Annotated in this window: 13 protein-coding genes; 6 read left to right on the top strand and 7 right to left on the bottom strand. The window is 69.5% G+C overall.

All coding sequences use genetic code 11. The features are described 5' to 3' along the window. Window positions 1–46: 46 nt before the first annotated feature. Window positions 47–1507, top strand: a complete 1461-nt coding sequence (locus tag KY497_RS08555) for an MFS transporter (RefSeq protein ID WP_219868860.1) — start codon at window positions 47–49, stop codon at window positions 1505–1507. Window positions 1508–1530: 23 nt separating this feature from the next. On the opposite strand, the gene KY497_RS16700 is transcribed toward KY497_RS08555, so the two are convergent. Further along, complete coding sequence (locus KY497_RS16700) at window positions 1531–1656, bottom strand: hypothetical protein (RefSeq protein ID WP_258185618.1); 126 nt, start codon at window positions 1654–1656, stop codon at window positions 1531–1533. A gap of 98 nt (window positions 1657–1754) precedes the next feature. Here KY497_RS16700 and KY497_RS08550 point away from each other — a divergent pair, with 98 nt between their 5' ends. Next, window positions 1755–3641: an ABC transporter ATP-binding protein gene (locus KY497_RS08550; RefSeq protein ID WP_219868859.1), complete on the top strand. Its 1887-nt coding sequence runs from the start codon at window positions 1755–1757 to the stop codon at window positions 3639–3641. 143 nt (window positions 3642–3784) lie between these two features. Here the strand turns inward: KY497_RS08550 and KY497_RS08545 are convergent, their stop codons facing one another. After that, window positions 3785–5647: a phosphoenolpyruvate carboxykinase (GTP) gene (locus tag KY497_RS08545; RefSeq protein WP_218682049.1), complete on the bottom strand. Its 1863-nt coding sequence runs from the start codon at window positions 5645–5647 to the stop codon at window positions 3785–3787. A 112-nt stretch (window positions 5648–5759) separates the two neighbouring features. Here KY497_RS08545 and KY497_RS08540 point away from each other — a divergent pair, with 112 nt between their 5' ends. Then, window positions 5760–7202: a helix-turn-helix transcriptional regulator gene (locus tag KY497_RS08540; protein ID WP_017828778.1), complete on the top strand. Its 1443-nt coding sequence runs from the start codon at window positions 5760–5762 to the stop codon at window positions 7200–7202. Window positions 7203–7299: 97 nt separating this feature from the next. Here the strand turns inward: KY497_RS08540 and KY497_RS08535 are convergent, their stop codons facing one another. Both KY497_RS08535 and KY497_RS08530 read right to left on the bottom strand, forming a co-directional pair. Continuing rightward, a complete protein-coding gene (locus tag KY497_RS08535) occupies window positions 7300–8346 on the bottom strand; it encodes a winged helix DNA-binding domain-containing protein (RefSeq protein WP_219868858.1) in 1047 nt (348 codons plus the stop codon). A gap of 44 nt (window positions 8347–8390) precedes the next feature. Further along, a complete protein-coding gene (locus KY497_RS08530; RefSeq protein WP_219868857.1) occupies window positions 8391–9839 on the bottom strand; it encodes a glyceraldehyde-3-phosphate dehydrogenase in 1449 nt (482 codons plus the stop codon). 194 nt (window positions 9840–10033) lie between these two features. On the opposite strand from KY497_RS08530, the gene KY497_RS08525 reads away from it, so the two are divergent. From KY497_RS08525 to KY497_RS16960, 3 genes are all read left to right on the top strand, one after another. Beyond that, complete coding sequence (locus KY497_RS08525) at window positions 10034–10402, top strand: multidrug efflux SMR transporter (protein WP_055864747.1); 369 nt, start codon at window positions 10034–10036, stop codon at window positions 10400–10402. After that, window positions 10399–10722 (top strand): multidrug efflux SMR transporter, encoded by a 324-nt coding sequence (locus KY497_RS08520; RefSeq protein ID WP_127482672.1) that lies wholly within the window; start codon window positions 10399–10401, stop codon window positions 10720–10722. The genes KY497_RS08525 and KY497_RS08520 overlap by 4 nt, the downstream gene beginning before the upstream one ends. A gap of 72 nt (window positions 10723–10794) precedes the next feature. Next, window positions 10795–11157 (top strand): hypothetical protein, encoded by a 363-nt coding sequence (locus KY497_RS16960; protein ID WP_371861304.1) that lies wholly within the window; start codon window positions 10795–10797, stop codon window positions 11155–11157. 80 nt (window positions 11158–11237) lie between these two features. Here the strand turns inward: KY497_RS16960 and KY497_RS08510 are convergent, their stop codons facing one another. Genes KY497_RS08510 through KY497_RS08500 form a run of 3 tightly spaced genes read right to left on the bottom strand, consistent with a single transcriptional unit; the run spans window position 11238 to window position 13762 of the window. Beyond that, window positions 11238–11903: an SDR family oxidoreductase gene (locus KY497_RS08510; protein ID WP_219868856.1), complete on the bottom strand. Its 666-nt coding sequence runs from the start codon at window positions 11901–11903 to the stop codon at window positions 11238–11240. 40 nt (window positions 11904–11943) lie between these two features. After that, a complete protein-coding gene (gene murQ / locus KY497_RS08505; protein ID WP_055873602.1) occupies window positions 11944–12879 on the bottom strand; it encodes an N-acetylmuramic acid 6-phosphate etherase in 936 nt (311 codons plus the stop codon). Continuing rightward, window positions 12869–13762 carry a BadF/BadG/BcrA/BcrD ATPase family protein gene (locus tag KY497_RS08500; protein WP_219868855.1) on the bottom strand — a complete coding sequence of 298 codons (894 nt, stop codon included), beginning with the start codon at window positions 13760–13762 and terminating at the stop codon, window positions 12869–12871. Before KY497_RS08500 ends, murQ begins: the two co-directional genes overlap by 11 nt. Window positions 13763–13824 lie beyond the last annotated feature (62 nt).

Raw genomic sequence — 13824 nt, 5'->3', positions numbered from 1 at the left:
TCGCCCGAGTCCCTTGGTATACCGGGGACTCGATCGGAGGAGTTCCATGAGTACTGCCACTGCGCCCGCGAATCCTCGCTCGCGCGTCATCACCGCGAGCCTGGTCGGCACCACGATCGAGTTCTACGACTTCTACGCGTATGCCACGGCTGCCGTACTCGTGTTCCCGGTGCTGTTCTTCCCCACCGGGAACGACACCACCTCGCTCCTGTCGTCGTTCGCGGTGTTCGGCGCCGCGATGGTCGCCCGCCCCATCGGCGCCGTGGTGTTCGGCCACTTCGGCGACAAGTTCGGGCGCAAAGCCACGCTGGTGGCCTCGCTGCTGACGATGGGCATCGCGACCTTCGTCATCGGCCTGCTGCCGACGTACCAGGACATCGGATGGTGGGCGGCACTCCTGCTGCTGATCCTCCGGCTCGCGCAGGGCTTCGCGCTCGGCGGCGAATGGTCGGGTGCGGCGCTGGTCGCCACCGAGAACGCCCCGAAGGGCAAGCGCGCCTGGTACGGCACCTTCCCGCAGCTGGGGGCACCGCTCGGCTTCATCATCGCGAACTTCCTCTTCCTCGCCATCAACTGGCTGCTGCCGCACGCCGAGAACCCGGTGCTGAAGTCCGAGGCGTTCCTCTCCTGGGGCTGGCGCATCCCGTTCCTGTTCTCGGCCGTGATGGTCATCATCGGGCTGTGGGTGCGACTGAAGCTCGTCGAGTCCGACACCTTCAAGAAGGCCGAGACGAAGGGCGTGATCCGCAAGCTCCCGCTCGCGACCGTCTTCCGTCACCACTGGAAGCAGCTCATCCTCGGCACGTTCATCATGCTGGCGACCTACGTGCTGTTCTATCTGATGACGAACTTCACCCTCGCCTACGGCACCAAGCCCGCATCGTTGGAGACGGCATCGGCCGCAGCGAAGGCCGCGGCAGAGGCGACGGGCGCCCCGTTCGACCCGACCAAGTTCGCGACCCAGTTCTATCCCGGCCTCGGCTTCGGCTACACCGACTTCGTGCTGATGCAGATCATCGGCGTCGTGTTCTTCGGTATCTTCACGCTGCTCTCCGGTCCCATCGCCGACGCGATCGGACGACGCAAGCTCCTGCTGTGGGTCACCGGTGTGATCATCGTGTTCGGCTTCACGTTCAACACGTTCCTGCTCCCTGCCGCCGACCCGAAGTTCACCGGTGCGCTCGCACAGGCCTTCCTGGTGTTCGGCTTCATGCTGATGGGAGCAACATTCGGCCCGATGGGCGCTCTGCTGCCCGAGCTGTTCCCGACCAACGTCAGGTACACCGGCTCGGCGATCGCGTACAACGTGTCGTCGATCCTGGGCGCGGCCGTGGCGCCGCTGATCGCGCTCTGGCTGTGGTCGCTCGGTGACGGCGCTCCGTGGCTGGTGGGCCTGTACCTGTCGGCGATGGGTGTGCTGACCTTCATCGCGCTCCTCCTCAGCCCGGAGACCAAGGACCACGACTACGACGACGACCTCGGCGTCGCGGCGGCCGTCGAGCTGTGATCCTGCGGCCGTGACGACTCACGTCACGGCCGCAGATACTCCTCGATCGCGGCGATCGTGGTGGTGTTGTCGAGATGCCGCACGGCGCGGATCCCGCGCACTCGATCAGTTCGTGGGTGCCGGTGCCGCAGCAGGCGTCCCAGATGCATCGACGATTCTGCCGCCACCGAGCCGCGTTCAGCCCCTCCATAGGATTCGACCGCGAACGAAGTACGGTCGAAGTACCATCTCCAGATAGAGGTCCCGCATGTCCGGTTCGGCGACAGCACGCCGCCGCGGACGTGGCGCGCAGCCCGAAGGCCCCCGCGCCACCTTCCGCCAGCTCCTCCCCTTCCTCTTCGAGCACAAGCGCACCCTGATCGTGGTCGCCGTGCTCAGCGTCATCGGCGCGGCGACGTCGCTCGTGCAGCCGTTGCTCGTGGGTCAGGTCATCGAGGCGGTGCAGTCCGACACCGGCATCGGGATCCTCGTGTGGCTGCTCGTGGGCTTCGTGGTCGTGTCGTCTGTCATCTCCGGCTTCCAGCACTACCTCCTCCAGCGCACGGGCACCGCGGTCGTGTACTCGAGCCGCCGCAAGCTGATCGACCGCATCCTGCATCTGCCCACGTCGGAGTTCGATGCCCGCCGCACCGGCGACCTCGTCTCGCGCGTGGGCACCGACACGACCCTGCTCTACGCCGTGCTCACCCAGGGCCTCGCAGACGCGGTCGGCAGCGCCGTGCTCTTCCTCGGCGCGCTCATCGCGATGCTCGTGATCGATCCCATCCTGCTGCTGCTCATCGTCGTGGTGATCGGCATCTCGGTCGCGGTGGTCGTGTTGCTCAGCGGGCGCATCCGCACCGCATCGACCGCGCAGCAGGAGAAGGTAGGCGAGCTGGCCTCCGGTGTCGAACGCGCCGTGGGCTCGATCCGCACCATCCGCGCGTCTGGTGCGACCGAGCGCGAGACCACCGCGGTGTCCGAGCTCGCGTCCGACGCCTACGGCATCGGCGTGCGCATCGCCAAGATCTCCTCGATGGTCGTGCCCGTCTCCGGCATCGCCCTGCAGCTGTCGCTGCTCGTCGTCCTCGGCGTGGGCGGATTCCGCGTGGCCGCAGGAGCCATCACGATCGCCTCGCTGATCTCGTTCATCATGTTCCTGTTCCTGCTCGTGATGCCGCTGGCCACGACGTTCGGAGCGATCACGTCGGTGAACCAGGCCCTCGGGGCGCTCGGACGCATCCAGGAGGTGCTCGACCTGCCCACCGAGTCGCAGGACGATGAGAAGATCGCCGCGTCGCTGCCCCGTGAGACGGCAGCACCGGATGCGCCGGCGATCGAATTCCGCGACGTGCGCTTCCACTACCCCGCGAACGTCGTGGCCGCGCGTCAGGCCGCCGCCAAGGAAGCACGGAATCTGCTCGCCGACGCGCACCTGGAATCGGCAGAGGATGCCGCGCCGGCCGCCCAGGACCACGAAGTGCTGCGCGGGGTCTCCTTCGCCGTGCCGCACGGCTCCCGCGTCGCGCTGGTCGGCCCCAGCGGTGCGGGCAAGAGCACGATCCTGTCGCTGATCGAGCGCTTCTACGACCCCACGGGCGGATCGATCCGCCTGCACGGTCACGATGCGCGCACCTACCCGCGCGACGAGCTCCGCGCCCACTTCGGCTACGTCGAACAGGATGCGCCGACGCTGGCCGGCACACTCGCCGAGAACCTGCGGCTCGCCTCCCCCGAAGCGACGGACGCCGACTGCGAACGAGTGCTGCGCGCCGTGAACCTGGGCGACGTGCTGGAGCGCAACCCGCTCGGGATCGAGGCTCCGGTGGGCGAGGACGGCGTGATGCTCTCCGGTGGTGAGCGTCAGCGTCTCGCGATCGCCCGCGCCCTGCTCACCGACGCCCCGATCCTGCTGCTCGACGAGTCCACGTCATCACTCGACGGCGTGAACGAGCAACGCATGCGCGAGGCCATCGACGCGGTATCCACCGACCGCACGCTCATCGTGATCGCACACCGCCTCTCGACCGTCGTCGACAGCGACCTGATCGTGGTGCTGCAGGACGGCGTCGTGGTCGGCCAGGGTACGCACACCGAGCTCGTGGAATCGACGCCGCTGTACCGCGACCTCGCACGTCACCAGCTGCTCGCCTGACGCCACCCGTTCCCGGGCAACACGAAGGCGGGACGTCGGAGACCACTCAGCCATGGGTTCGTCTCTGATGTCCCGCCTTCGCGGGTCTGCAGGGCACGGAGCCCTGAGGGTGCCGGCTCCCCCGAACCGGCACCGGTCTGGGGTTACGCTTTGTCGAGGCGGTAGCGCAGCGAGGCCAGCTCGGCGCGCAGGGCCGCGGGAACCTTGTCACCGAAGGTGTCGTAGAACGCCTCGGTCAGGTCGGCCTCGGTCTTCCACGCCTCGGCATCGACGGAGAACAGCTCGTCGAGGTCGGCGGCGGGGATGTCGAGTCCGTCGAGGTTGAGGTCCTCCACGCGCGGCAGGCGTCCGATCGGGCTGTCGACCGCGGAGACATCGCCCGCGATGCGGCGGATGATCCAGTCGACGACACGCGAGTTGTCGCCGAAGCCCGGCCACAGGAACCGGCCGTCGGCACCGCGGCGGAACCAGTTCACCTGGAAGATGCGCGGCGCCCGGTCGAAGCGAAGACCGCGACCGACCTTGAGCCAGTGACCGAAGTAGTCCGCCATGTTGTAGCCGCAGAAGGGCAGCATCGCGAACGGGTCGCGGCGCAGCTCCCCCACGGTTCCCTCAGCGGCAGCGGTGCGCTCGGACGAGATGTTCGAGCCGAGGAAGACGCCGTGCGTCCAGTCGGTGGCCTCGACCACGAGCGGGACGTTGCTGGCGCGGCGTCCGCCGAACAGGATGACGTCGAGCGGCACGGCCTCTTCCCAGTCCTCGGAGATCTGCGGGCACTGCGCCGCCGACACCGTGAAGCGGGAGTTGGGGTGTGCGGCCGGTCGGCCGGACTCGGGGGTCCAGTCGTTGCCCTCCCAGTCGATCAGGTGCGCGGGCGCCTCGTCGGTCAGACCCTCCCACCACACGTCGCCGTCGGGGCGGAGCGCGACGTTGGTGAAGATCGTGTTGCCCCACAGCGTCTCGACCGCGGTGACGTTGGTCGACTCGCCGGTGCCGGGTGCGACGCCGAAGAAGCCGGCCTCGGGGTTGATGGCCCACATGCGGCCGTCTTCGCCCGGACGGATCCAGGCGATGTCGTCGCCGAGGGTCTCGACGCGCCAGCCGGGGATGGTCGGGCGGAGCATCGCGAGGTTCGTCTTCCCGCAAGCCGACGGGAAGGCCGCAGCCACGTGGTAGGCCTTGCCCTGGGGGTCGATCACGCGGATGAGCAGCATGTGCTCGGCGAGCCAGCCCTCGTCGCGGGCGATCACCGAGGCGATGCGCAGCGCGAAGCACTTCTTGGCCAGGATCGCGTTGCCGCCGTAGCCCGAGCCGTAGGAGTAGACCTCGAGCGTCTCGGGGAAGTGCACGATGTACTTGTCGTCGTTGCAGGGCCACTCGGCATCCTGCTCGCCCGGTGCGAGCGGAGCACCGACCGAGTGCACGGTCTTGACCCACGGCGCCCCCTCGGCGACCTGACGAGTGACGGCATCGCCGACGCGGGTCATGATGCCGATGGAGGCGACCGCGTAGGCGCTGTCGGTGATCTGGACGCCGATGTGCGAGAGCGGACCGCCGACGCGTCCCATCGAGAACGGCACGACGTACATCGTGCGGCCGCGCATCGATCCCTCGAAGATCTCGTCCATCTTGGCGTGCATCTCGGCGGGGGCCGCCCAGTTGTTCGTGGGGCCCGCGTCCTCTTCGCGCTCGGAGGAGATGAAGGTGCGCCCCTCGGTGCGGGCGACATCGCTGGGGTGCGAACGGGCGAGGTAGGAACCGGGGCGCCATTCGGGGTTGAGCTTGATCAGCTTGCCCTCGTCGACGAGTCCGCGCAGGAGCCAGTCGTTCTCGGCAGGCGAGCCGTCGACCCAGTGCACCGCGTCGGGCTGGGTGAGTGCGCGGATCTCCTCGACCCAGGCGGCCAGCTCGGCCATCGCGGGGGTGTCATACGTCGGAGCCGCGCCGAACGTACGCGTCTGTGCGACGGGAGACGTGCGGGGGGTGAAGACTTCGGCGATAGCCATGACGTGTGCTCCTTTGAAGTGTGGGGCGTTGCACCTATCTTCTTCCGGTTCGAGCGCGACTTTCGGCCATTTCGAGCGATAAGAACTTAAATTCTTTCGCTAGACTCAAGGAATGGCGTCCTCCGGCATCCACCTCACGACTCTCGGTCACCGCATCCGTCACCACCGGCTGGAGAACGGGTTCACGCTCGACGAGCTCGGTGCTCTCGTCGGCGTCGCCGGTTCGCAGCTGAGCCTGATCGAGAACGGCAAGCGCGAGCCCAAGCTCTCGCTGCTGCAGGCGATCGCCCAGGCGACCAAGACGGAGGTGACCGATCTCATCTCCGGGGAACCGCCGAACCGTCGTGCCGCTCTCGAGATCGCCCTGGAACGCGCGCAGGAGAGCCCCGTCTTCCGCCAGCTCGGCGTCGCGCCCGTGCGCGTGACCAAGGGCATGAGCGACGAGACCATCGAATCGGTCCTCGGCCTGCACCGGGAGCTGGAGCGTCGCGAACGCGAGGCCATCGCCACACCGGAGGAGGCGCGGCGCGCGAACACCGAGCTGCGGCTGCGGATGCGCGCGCAGAACAACTACCTCCCCGAGATCGAGAAGCTCGCCGAGAAGCACCTCAAGGCCGCGGGACACGTGCAGGGCGCTCTCACGCACCGCACCGTGAGCATCATGGCCGAGAAGCTCGGATTCGAGCTGATCTACGTCAACGACCTCCCCCATTCGACCCGATCGGTCACCGACCTCGAGAACGGACGCATCTATCTGCCGCCGGCCTCGATCCCCGGCGGTCACGGTCTGCGGTCGATGGCGCTGCAGGCCATGGCGCACCGCCTGCTCGGGCACGCCCCGCCCACCGACTACGCCGACTTCCTGCAGCAGCGCCTCGAGATCAACTACTTCGCCGCGTGCTGCCTGATGCCGGAGACCGCATCGGTCGCGTTCCTGCAGCAGGCGAAGAAGGATCGCAACCTCGCGGTCGAGGACTTCCGAGACGGCTTCGGCGTGACGCACGAGGCGGCGGGCATGCGCATGACCAACCTGCTGACGCAGCACCTCGGCATGGCGCTGCATTTCCTGCGCGTCGACTCCACCGGCGCCATCACCCGCGTGTACGAGAACGACGATCTGCCGCTGCCGATGGATGTGACGGGCGCGGTCGAGGGACAGCGGGTGTGCCGGAAGTTCCAGGCGCGCGCGGCGTTCACGCAGCAGAACCGCACGGTCGAGCACCACCAGTACACCGACACCCCCTCCGGCACGTTCTGGTGCTCCACCCAGACCGGCTCGTCGAGCGATGGCGAGTTCTCGGTGACCGTCGGCGTGCCCTTCGACGACGCACGATGGTGGCGTGGACGCGAGACCGGCGACAGGGCCGTGTCGACCTGCCCCGACGAGTCGTGCTGCCGACGCCCCTCGGCCGAGCTGAGCGACCGTTGGAGCGGACGGGCCTGGCCGAGCGCACGCGTGCACACCCACATGTTCTCCCCGCTCCCCCGCGGCGCGTTCCCCGGTGTCGACGACAACGAGGTCTACAACTTCCTCGCACGCCACGCGAGCGAGTAGTCGCGGCGGCCGGTCGAGGCAGGAGCCGGCGCCGGTCGAGGCGGGAGCGGGCGCCGAGGCGGGAGCGGGCGCCGAGGCGCGAGGATGCCGCGCCGGCTCAGTCGTCGGCGAACGCGGCGAACCGGGCGAGGGCGGCGGCCACCGCGGCGGGATCCTCCGGCCGCTCGAACAGCGCGGGCGGCGCGTCGCGTGTCGCCCCCGCGTGCGACCAGGTGCCGATCACGCGCCCCTGCTCGACCAGGGTCGGACGCACCATCCCGTTCTTGCCGGGGCCGACGGCTGCGAGATGCTCCTGCGCGCAGACGGTCGTGCGGTCGGCGTAGGAGATGTAGTACTCGTCGAACGCGCCGAGGGCGTGGACGGACGGCGCCCCGGTCGTGCGTCGAGGGCGCCGGCGGGGCGCGAAGAGTCCGTCGCCGAGGTCCTCCACCCTCTCGGCCGCCTGCGCGGCCGCCTCGCGCGCCTGGCCGAGGGTGAGCCCCGACCACCAGGCGAAGTCGGCGATGGCGGCGGGGCCGTGTCCGTCGATGTAGCGGACGAACAACTCGGCGAGCGGATCGTCGGGGACGGCGTGCTCGCGGATGTGTTCCTCCACGAGCACGAAGCGCTGCTCGCGGGTGACACCTTCCCGCGGGACGACGGGTCCCTGGCAGATCAGGCCGCCGATCGTGAGGGTGAACAGCAGATGGATGCCGCGCTGGCCCGCGGGGTCGATGCCGATGCTCTCGAGGATCTCGAACACCTCGGCACGGGTGCACCCGCCGTCGCGCAGCGCCGGGGTCAGTGCCCTGACGGCCGCGACGACCATGTCGTCGTCGATGCCGAGGTCACGGTGTCGGGAGGCCGCCTGCTGACGCTGGCGCCCAGCGGTGACCTGGAGCATCCAGCCGAGGTCGCGCGCGGGAACCGTGTGCAGTGTGCCGCGCATGGTCCAGCCGCGCACGATGTCACCGCGGTCGAAGGCACGGTCGACGTCGCGCAGCCGCACCGGGTTCCCGGTGCGGACGGCGAGCGCCCATCGCCCGGCCGTGAAGTCCTGACTCTGCACGGCGAGCATGTGATGCGCGGCATCCGTCACGGTGCGCGCCGGCGCCGTGAGCCGGTGCGATCGGAGGCGCTCGGCGAGCAGGGTCGCGGTCTTCATGACCTCATCATGCCGGGCACCACCGACCCGGCGCACGGATCGCGTCAGCCCTGCAGGGTGACCTCTGGACGTTCGGGGAGCACGATCGGGTGCGAGCCCGCCATGACCTCGAGCACGCGGATGACCTGGCAGGAGTACCCGAACTCGTTGTCGTACCAGACGTAGAGGATGAGGGTGTCCTCGTCGGCGATCGTGGCGAGGCCGTCGACGATACCCGCCCGGTGGGAGCCGACGAAGTCGGTGGAGACCACGTCGGGGCTCTCGACGTAGTCGATCTGCTGACGCAGCTTCGAGTGCAGCGACACGCGGCGCAGGTAGTCGTTGACCTGGTCCTTCGTGGCGGGGCGCGCGATCGTCAGGTGCAGCACGGCGAGCGAGACGTCGGGGGTGGGAACGCGGATCGAGCTGCCGGTGAGCTTGCCCTCCAGCTGCGGGAGCGCCTTGGCGACCGCCTTCGCGGCCCCCGTCTCGGTGATGACCATGTTGAGCACCGCCGAGCGTCCGCGACGGTCGCCCTTGTGGAAGTTGTCGATCAGGTTCTGGTCGTTCGTGAACGAGTGCACGGTCTCGACGTGCCCCTTGACGACTCCGTACGCCTCGTCGATCGCCGCGAGCACGGGCGTGATGGCGTTGGTCGTGCAGGATGCGGCCGAGAGGATGCGGTCGGTATCGGCGATCGTATCGTCGTTGATCCCGTGGACGATGTTCTTGAGAGGGCTCTTCCCCGGCGCGGTGAGCAGCACACGGGCGACGCCCTTCGAACGCAGGTGCTGCGAGAGGCCGGCTTCGTCGCGCCAGCGCCCGGTGTTGTCGACGACGATCGCTGCGTGGATGCCGTGGGCGGTGTAGTCGATGGTCGCGGGGTCGTCGGAGTAGATCACCTGGATGCGGGTGCCGTTCGCGATGATCTGCTCGGCTTCCTCGTCGACGGTGACCGACCCGGCGAACCGACCGTGCACGGAGTCGCGCAGCAGCAGGGATGCGCGCTTGACGAGGTCGTTCTCGGCGCCGCGGCGGACGACGATGGCGCGCAGACGCAGGCCGCTGCCTCCGCCGGTGTGGGCGATGAGGATGCGGGCGAGGAGGCGACCGATGCGTCCGAAGCCGTAGAGCACGACGTCGGTGGGTTCGGCGGCGACGGCTCCCATCGCGGGCGCGAGCACCTCGGCGAGGTAGGTCTCCAGCGGCTGCCCGCTCTCGGCGTGTCCGGCGACGAGCCGGGCGACGTCGAGGGAGGAGGCGCCGGGAGCAAGGGCATGGATCGCTTCCAGCACGGCGAGGCTGTCTTCGATCGGGAGCCGCTCATGCCCGAGCTGCGCGACGCGCTCGTGCACTTCGACGAGGCCGGTCGCCGACAGGCCGAGCAGCCGGTGCCCGTGGAGAGAGGTGACCACGTCGTGTTCGCGTCGGAGCGCCCCGATGAGCGGGATCATCCGCTCCGCCAGCTCTTCGCTCTCAGTCCAGTCGTCGCGGTGTGCCGCGGAATCGTTCATCTGCGTCCTTGCATGTGTGAGCGCGCGCCGAGATCGCCGGCGCGCGGGTTGCCGGGTGAATCGGGGGATGCATTCAGCGTACAAGTCGCGGGAACGCGTGCCGAATCGGGACGTCGACGGTGCCCGGTCGCCCGCGGGAATCCCGCGCGCCGCGCGTGCGTTCTCTTCGTCGGATGCTCGATGAAAGGCCGCCGATGACAGATCACCCTCGCCGCTCGGCGTGGCCGCCCCTGCTGCTCGCGATCGCGCTCGAGGTCACCGCGACCCTCTCGCTGCGCGCGGCCGAGGGCTTCACCCACCCGCTCTGGCTGATCGTCGTCGTCATCGGCTACTCCGGCTCGCTGTGGCTGCTGTCCGTCGTGCTCGATCGCGGCATGGCCGTGGGCGTGGCGTACGGCATCTGGTCGGCGATCGGAGTCGTGCTCACCGCAGTTTTCGGCACCGTGCTGTTCGGCGAGCTGCTGGGACCGGTGCAGATCATCGGCGTCGGCGTGATCGTGATCGGCGTGCTGCTCGTCGAGCTCGGCTCGCACACGCGTGAGGCGAAGGAGGTCACCCCATGACCTGGCTGCTCCTCGCCCTCGCGATCGCCAGCGAGGTCACCGCGACGCTGAGCCTGCGCGCCTCCGAAGGCCTGCGCCGGCGCCGCTGGATCCCCGTGATCGTCGTGGGCTATCTCGCCGCGTTCACTCTGCTGGGCACGATCCTCGCGCTGGGGATGCCCGTGGGCGTCGCCTACGGCATCTGGGCAGCGGCCGGTGTCGCGCTGACCGCGGTGCTGGGGCGGGTGATCTTCAAGGACCACTTCTCGGCCATGATGGCCATCGGCGTCGCGCTGATCGCCGTCGGGGTGGGGATGATCGAGTTCGGCGGCGGACACTGACCACCAGCCCTCGTCGGCGTCTGCTCGAGCCGCTCCTCTTCGTCGTGATTTTACGTCTACATTGGTGGAATAATGACACAGTCACTCCACGGCGACGAGGCCGATCTGATCATCCGCGGCGGCCGCATCCACACCCTCGACCCCTCGGATGCGATCGTCGGAGCTCTCGCCGTCCGTGACGGGGTGATCATCGCCCGAGGCGACGATGCGGAATCCCTCGATGCCCGCGCCGTGGTTGAGCTGGATCGTCTGACGCACTTCCCGCGGCCGGAGGACTGGCCCATCATGCCGGTCGACTACGCCGGATTCTGGTTCAAACCAGCCGGATTCCTCGACCAGAACCCGGCCATGGATGTACCGGAGGCGTCGCAGGCGCACCGCGGCGCGACGGCGAGCACATGCTGCGGCGGAGACACCTGCACCTGCGCGCACTGAGTCGGATGCCCGCCCGGGGCAGGCGCACAGAAACCCCGGTCTCGCCGCCTCTGCGCGTCGAGTCCGCGCCTGCCCGCGGCTCAGTACCTCGCCGAGAACGCGCCGTCCGACTGCAGCAGCTGCCCCGAGATCCAGCGTCCTTCCTCCGACACGAGGAACTCCACCACGGCCGCGATGTCGCCGGGGCGCCCGAGACGCCCGAGCGGTGTCATCTCCGCCAGCCCGCGGCGCGTCTCGTCGTCCATCCAGCCAGTGTCGATGGGCCCGGGGTTGAGCACGTTCGCCGAGATGCCGCGCGGGCCGAGCTCGCGGGCCGCAGAGATCACGAGCCGGTCGAGAGCACCCTTGGAGGCCCCGTAGGGGAGGTTGCCGGTCACGTGGTCGCTGGTGAGCGCCACGATCGCGCCTCCACCGTCGCCCACCTGCCGCGCGAAGGCCGCGATCAGCAGCAGACTCGCCCTCGCGTTCACGGCGACGTGCCGGTCGAAGCTCTCGGCCGTCGTGTCGAGGATGCCGGATTCCACATCGTGCGCATGGCTCAGGATGAGTGCCGAGACCGGGCCGTGGGCTGCGTTCACCTCAGCCATCAGGGTCTCCGGCCCCTCGGGCGCGGCGAGGTCGGCGATGTGATCGGCGTCGCGCAGGTCGCTGGTGACGACCGTCCAACCGGCGGCGCGCAGCCGAGGAACGATACCGGCGGCGATGCTGTCGGCACGCGCGGCGCCGGTGATCAGAGCGAGGGGCATCCGCACACCGTATCGGACTCCCCAGGCGCTCGCATCACCCTCAGGCGAGCGCGGCGATCGCGTCGCGGAGGATGCCGTCGGCCTCGTGGAGGGCTGCGGCCGCGTCCTGCGGCGTCGCGTCGGCAGCGAGCATCAGCAGCGCGAGCTTGACCGAGCCGTCCGCCGCCTGCAGTGCCGCCGCAGCCTGGTCGATGTCGACGCCGGCGAGCTGCGACACCGTGCGGATCGAGCGGGCATGCAGCTTCTCGTTCGTGGCCAGCAGATCGACCATGACGCCGCGGTAGGTCTTGCCGAGGTTGATCATCGACAGTGTCGTCAGCATGTTGACGACGAGTTTCTGCGCCGTCCCCGACTTGAGGCGCGTGGAGCCGGAGATGAACTCGGGGCCGGTGACGACCTCGATCGCGACCTCCGCGGCCGCGCCGATGTCGGAACCGGCGTTCGAGGCGATCGCCGCGGTGAAGGCACCGACGCTGCGGGCGTAGGTCAGCCCTCCCACGACGTAGGGCGTGCGGCCGGAGGCGGAGATGCCGACCACCGTGTCGTTCTCCGAGAGACCGAGCTCGCGCAGCGAGGCTTCCGCGGCCGCGTCGTCGTCTTCGGCGTTCTCCACGGCGGAGCGGATCGCCGTCTCGCCCCCCGCGATCAGCCCGACCACCATCGACGGGTCGGTGCCGAAGGTCGGCGGGCACTCGCTCGCATCCAGAACGCCGATGCGCCCGGCCGTGCCTGCACCGATGTAGATGAGGCGTCCGCCGCGGCGGAACCGCTCGGTGATGCCGTCGACCACGATGGCGATCTCCTCCGCCCGCTCGGCGACGGCCTCCGGCACCCGCCGGTCCTCCGCGTTCATGCGTCGCACGAGCTCGGCGGTGCCCAGCAGGTCGAGGTCGCCGCGATCGGTCGTCGAAGCCTCGGTGTCGAGGCGCTCGAGCACGGAGAGGAGGGTGGCCAGGCGGGAATCGTCATTCGGCACGGTGGACGAACCTTTCGTGGGGGAGGTCGGTGCGGCGCGCGAGCAGCAGCGCGCCGTCGAGTGCATCGCCGCTCGCGGGCACGATCGTGCGTCCGGCGGTCTGCAGGGAAGAGGTCAATGACGCGCGGAACCACGCGTGGTCAGTGAGGCCGCCGTGGATCACCACGTCGGCGGTGCGGGTGGATGCGGCGACAGCCGTCGCGGTGAGGAGTCGAATCGCCTCGGCCACGATCTCGCCGGCGACCGCATCGCCGTCGGCAGCGGCATCCAGCACGAGAGGTGCGAGCGTCGCGAGGCGTCGAGGGAGGGGTTCGCGCTGGGCGAGCCAGGCCTGGATGTCGGATGGCGCACCCACCGGCTGCGCGATCGCCGCGGTGAGGGCGGTGCGGGCGCCCAGGGCGTCGTCCGCACGCAGCACGGCACGCAGGGCCTCGCGCCCGAGCCACGAGCCGCTGCCGAAGTCGCCGAGTTCCGGACCCCAGCCGTCGACGAGTCGCGCGCCCTCGGCGTCGACGCCGAGGGCCGCCGCTCCGGTTCCCGCGATGAGGAGCACTCCCCCGGCACCGGCGAGTGCACCGGCGTGAGCGGTGACCACATCGGAGGCGACGGCCACCGCGGCTCCGCTCGCTGCGGCGAGCCGGGACGACAGTTCCTGCGCCGCATGCGGCGCCAGCCAGGCGCCCGCGGCGCCCACCCCGATCAGGTCGAGGCGGTCACCCTCCAGAAGCGGGAGGATCGCCTCGAGTGCACACTCCACCCCGCCCGCTGCGGCGAGCCCGGGAGCTCCGACGCCTGCGCGCGCGACCCGCTCGCCGTCGCCGTCGATCACGACGCGGCACCGGGACTTGCCGAGATCGACGGATGCGGTCGTCTTCGCGCTCATCGACTCTCCCGGGGATCGGTGGAAACAGGTGGTGAAAAGAGACTACATGCGAAGTAGACTCT

It is taken from the genome of Microbacterium sp. PAMC22086, assembly GCF_019443525.1.
Taxonomy (GTDB): domain Bacteria; phylum Actinomycetota; class Actinomycetes; order Actinomycetales; family Microbacteriaceae; genus Microbacterium; species Microbacterium maritypicum.
Note: the sequence above shows the minus strand (reverse complement) of the source record. Positions and strands in the feature narration are given on the sequence as shown.

Bases quoted from the DNA above. Each gene is read 5' to 3' on its own strand.
- KY497_RS08555 (WP_219868860.1), top strand. From the start codon at position 47: ATGAGTACTGCCACTGCGCCCGCGAATCCTCGCTCGCGCGTCATCACC.
- KY497_RS16700 (WP_258185618.1), bottom strand. From the start codon at position 1,656: ATGCATCTGGGACGCCTGCTGCGGCACCGGCACCCACGAACTGATCGA.
- KY497_RS08550 (WP_219868859.1), top strand. From the start codon at position 1,755: ATGTCCGGTTCGGCGACAGCACGCCGCCGCGGACGTGGCGCGCAGCCC.
- KY497_RS08545 (WP_218682049.1), bottom strand. From the start codon at position 5,647: ATGGCTATCGCCGAAGTCTTCACCCCCCGCACGTCTCCCGTCGCACAG.
- KY497_RS08540 (WP_017828778.1), top strand. From the start codon at position 5,760: ATGGCGTCCTCCGGCATCCACCTCACGACTCTCGGTCACCGCATCCGT.
- KY497_RS08535 (WP_219868858.1), bottom strand. From the start codon at position 8,346: ATGAAGACCGCGACCCTGCTCGCCGAGCGCCTCCGATCGCACCGGCTC.
- KY497_RS08530 (WP_219868857.1), bottom strand. From the start codon at position 9,839: ATGAACGATTCCGCGGCACACCGCGACGACTGGACTGAGAGCGAAGAG.
- KY497_RS08525 (WP_055864747.1), top strand. From the start codon at position 10,034: ATGACAGATCACCCTCGCCGCTCGGCGTGGCCGCCCCTGCTGCTCGCG.
- KY497_RS08520 (WP_127482672.1), top strand. From the start codon at position 10,399: ATGACCTGGCTGCTCCTCGCCCTCGCGATCGCCAGCGAGGTCACCGCG.
- KY497_RS16960 (WP_371861304.1), top strand. From the start codon at position 10,795: ATGACACAGTCACTCCACGGCGACGAGGCCGATCTGATCATCCGCGGC.
- KY497_RS08510 (WP_219868856.1), bottom strand. From the start codon at position 11,903: ATGCCCCTCGCTCTGATCACCGGCGCCGCGCGTGCCGACAGCATCGCC.
- KY497_RS08500 (WP_219868855.1), bottom strand. From the start codon at position 13,762: ATGAGCGCGAAGACGACCGCATCCGTCGATCTCGGCAAGTCCCGGTGC.